The following is a 4,273-nucleotide window of genomic DNA, read 5'->3' on the forward strand; positions in this document are numbered from 1 at the left end:
CACCTTAGGTTCGATTACCTACTTCAACGGGACAAGTGAACTGAATTCACTAATTTTCGGCGTCGACCTGGTGCTGCAGTTTGTGGGCAATCCTAACGTTGACACCTTGACCATTCCGATCTCGATCGGAACGACCAATAATGTCGGCGATCAGATCATCGACTCCGATTTCATCAGCTTTGGATCGGCTTTACCCTTGTCATTTTTCGCATTCGAAGCGGTTGGGGCCTCGGCCGAATTAAAGGGGTCCATTGTCGGAGACCCGTACTTCGTCCTGTCGGGACTGAATGTCAAAGAAAACTTTAGTGTCTACTCTGGTCCCAGCCCTCAGGGAACGATCCCGTACGATCCAAGTCAATACACGACCTATGATTCGCCGGGCTTCGCAGGGGGGTTCGTCGGCCCGACGCCCTCTGCTGTACCAGAACCTTCGAGTCTGCTGCTGACGTGCATTGGGTTGGCTGGTATCATTCGAGTGAGACGCTGTCATCAGTGCTGAGCCCTCCCTCCGACCACTGAGGAATGAAGCGGTTTCGCCCTGCAAAGGGTCATCATGGAATCGGACGATACCTGCCGAGAAGAGTCACATCCATCCGCTTCAGACCTGCAAGCTTTCGGGCTTGGATTGCTGACACTGACCGACTTCGAATCGATCGCAGAACACCTGGATCGATGTCCGCAGTGTGAACAACTGGTGACGAACATTCATTCCGACGATTTCGTTCGTCTCCTTAAACGGGCGGCGCAGAGTGCAGATCCGGGCCCGCTCGTGTCTCATCGAGTCGCTCTGGGATACGAGATACTCCAGGAACTTGGGCGGGGCGGAATGGGAGTTGTTTTCCTGGCCCGCCAGCCTGGTCTCGGGCGACTCGTCGCTCTTAAACAACTCCGGTCCGGCACACTCGCCAGTCCTCACGAAATCAAACGGTTCCGCCGTGAAGCGGAAGCGCTCGCCCGACTGGATCATCCCAATATCGTCCGCGTCTATGAATCGGGAGAGCAGGAGAATATTCCCTTTCTGGCATTGGAGTACGTCCCCGGAATTACGCTGGCCCAGCGACTGAAGACCGGGCCGATTGATCTTCACGAAGGAGTTGAGTTATTGCTCGCAGTGGCCCGCGCCGTCGCATATTCCCACTCTGAAGGAATCATTCACCGCGATCTAAAACCAGGGAACATTCTTCTCCAGCGGGACCCGAAACATCCCGACGGGCCTGGCATTCCTCGAATCACCGACTTTGGACTCGCTCGCCCCACAGATCTGTCATCCGACACAGTCTCTGGTACCTTAATCGGCACTCCTGCCTACATGGCGCCAGAACAGATCGATGGGACCATTGAGGAAGTCGGACCAACTGCAGATCTCTTCTCAGTCGGTGCGATACTGTACGAGTTCCTCACGGGTGCACCCCCATTTCGTGGTCGCAGCACCATCGAAACTCTCGACCTCGTCCGGAACATGGCCCCTGTCCCGCCCGCGAGGATCACTCCTTCGATTCCACGCCGCTTGGAAGAGATTTGTCTGCGTTGTCTGGAGAAACGTCCCTCCAGTCGCTATCGAAGTGCCAATGAACTGGCCGATGATCTTGAGCGATTTCTCCGCAATGAATCCGTTACTGAAGTCGTTGCTCCCCCAATTGGCTCGATCAGTCGTATGTGGCAGGAACACTTTTGGGTCGCCTGGGGGCTGATGGCGATTCTCATTGTCGGTGCATTGGGCCTTTGGTATGGCCAGAACTGGCGCCATCCCCCGGATCACCGCGCGTGGACTTTGACGGTTTCAGAACTCCACAACGTGCCAGGACTGACGCTCTGGTTGCGCGCCGATCGTGGAATCGAACTCGACTCGAAAGGCCATATTCGGCACTGGCATGATCAGTCTGGTCCGAAAGCTCATCACGCGGCTCAACTGATCGCGGAGCATCGCCCGCAACTTGTAGAAACCGGAGGGGCTTCGTTCCCAGTCGTCCAATTTGATGGCGAGAACGACTTCCTGGATCTTGCGGGGCAATTCTTGGAATCCCAGACATTCACGATCGTCGCTGCAGCGAACTACCAGATTGGCGACGTGGGTTCACACATACTCTTGTCAAACTGGGACTCGGGCAAGACACGCAACTCGGTCTTTCTGGGAGTCATGGATTCGGAAGGGGTCTTTCCGAGATTCACGGACGAAATCGGCGGCATGACCGACGAGAATATCCAACTCACTCGTCGCGCCCTGATTCCACAACCCGGCCAAATGTTTCTGATCACCGCACGCAGTTCCGCCACCAATTCCGAAGTCTACATTAATTCAACGCGTCTGCTCTCGATGGAACGGCCACTGGCAAAGCGAGATCTTTCTGGAGTATGGCGAATTGGTACGCAGGGGGGCGGCTGGGAATTCTGGAAGGGAAGCCTCGCCGAGCTCGCGTCCTATGACCGTGCACTGGATGATCGCGAGTTGCAACAGGTATGGGACACACTTCGCCGCCGATATTTCTCCAATCGAATCCCCTGACTTGAGAGCAGGTTGCGTCCCCCCCAATCATCACAAGCAATTTCGTACCGCCTGTTGAACTTTTGAAAATTACCGCTGGCAAAAAAACTGCACAGTCGCCCACTATCGCTGATTGACATGTGATTCTGTTGCTGGCGAGCGAGATCGAATCGATGTCATCGTGCCGAATGGACCCCAGCATGGCGTCGATACAAAGCAACGTAAAGGGGAGAAAAGAGTCTGGCGCTGCAGACCGGATCGTCGCCAGATTGACGACGGAAGAATCTGCTTTTGAACACGCTCACCGACAGTTTTGTTCGTGAGAAAAGGTTGCTTTTAGCTCGTATCAATCCACTGGAAGGCCCAAATCCACGGGGGAAATTCGCCCCCGTTCTGGCATCACTTGCTGTGAATCGGTGAAAAAACTAATTAAGATCAGTGATTGCTACGGCAGAGTGACTGCCGCACATGGTTTCTACCACAACAATGATTGCCGCATCTTAGCCATGCCGCCAGGAGAGACGTATGAGTCGAAAAACGTCACGTCGCGAGTTCATTCAAAACACATCGGCGATCGGAGCCGCCCTCTTTGTTGGCGGTGCGGTCGATCTGCGTGGTCAAGAACGCTCTGCGAACGAGCAACTCAATGTTGCCTGTTTCGGAGTTGGTGGTAAAGGGGCAAGCGATTCCAGCAACGCTGCAGCGTTCGGTAATGTCGTCGCCATCTGCGACGTCGATCGCAACACACTGGAAAGCAAAGGCAAATCCAAGGGGTTCGAGAACGCCGAAAAGTTCACTGACTACCGGGAATTGCTGGCCAAGTACGGCAAGAAGATCGACATCTGCAACGTCAGCACCCCTGACCACATGCACGGCCCGATCACGCTGGCCGCAATGCGACTGGGCATCAGCTGCTACACGCAGAAACCACTGACCCGCACCATCTACGAAGCCCGGTTGCTCGCCCATGTCGCGAAGGAAACCGGCGTCTGCACTCAGATGGGTAATCAGGGTACGGCACTCGATTCCTCACGTGAAGCGATCGCTCAGCTACAGTCAGGCGTACTGGGCCCCCTGAAGGAAGTGTTTGCATGGTCAAACCGTCCCGTCTGGGCTCAGGGTCCTGGTCGCCGGATGACCCTCGAAAAGTTCGCTGCTCAAGCGAAGGAAGCGGATCCCGAAACCGCACCAAAGCTGATCGAAAAGAAGAAGGAAGAAATCGCCAAGGCTCTGGAACGCGTTGACTGGAAGAACTGGCTGGGTGTCGCTCCCACACGCGAATTCTGGCCCGGTCTCTACCACACCTTCCAGCACCGTGGCTGGTGGGACTTCGGAACGGGGGCCTTGGGCGATATGGCCTGCCATCAGTTGACCGTTCCGTTCGCCGCTTGCGATCTCCGAGACCCCGTCTCTGTTGTGGCCAAGTCAACGGGACACGACTTCGACAGCTTCCCCGCAAGTTCCATCATCAAGTTTGAATTCCCTGAAACGTCGCTTCGTCCTGCCATCCCATTCTGGTGGTACGATCGCCGCGGGAACAAGCCGCCGATGGAAGTCTTCGAGAAATACGGGATCACGAACGTCTCTGACAGCGGCGTGCTGATCATCGGTGAGAAGGGTGTCTTCTACAGTTCTGACGACTACTGTGCTGTCTACGAACTCAAGGGCGTCGACAAAGTCAAGGTCGACTACGAGAAGGCAGAAGACAAGGGTAACAACGACCTGAACAACATGTACGAGTTGTTCAAGGCCAAACGACTCGGCGATCCAAAGATCTGTAAGTCGAACTTC

General features: G+C 55.2%; 3 protein-coding genes. All 3 read left to right on the plus strand.

Going from position 1 to position 4,273, the window contains the following annotated elements:
• The coding region (locus tag VGE80_RS18225) for a choice-of-anchor K domain-containing protein (RefSeq protein WP_440593654.1) at window positions 1–499 on the plus strand (499 nt) is incomplete at its 5' end.
• A gap of 54 nt (window positions 500–553) precedes the next feature.
• The gene (locus VGE80_RS18230; RefSeq protein ID WP_440593655.1) at window positions 554–2,503 is read left to right on the plus strand and encodes a protein kinase domain-containing protein; all 1,950 of its coding nucleotides are present in this window, start codon (window positions 554–556) and stop codon (window positions 2,501–2,503) included.
• Window positions 2,504–3,007: 504 nt separating this feature from the next.
• Window positions 3,008–4,273 (plus strand): Gfo/Idh/MocA family protein (locus VGE80_RS18235; RefSeq protein WP_440593656.1); only part of this gene is annotated, 1,266 nt, incomplete at its 3' end.

Source organism: Schlesneria sp., from assembly GCF_036405755.1.
Lineage (GTDB): Bacteria > Planctomycetota > Planctomycetia > Planctomycetales > Planctomycetaceae > Schlesneria > Schlesneria sphaerica.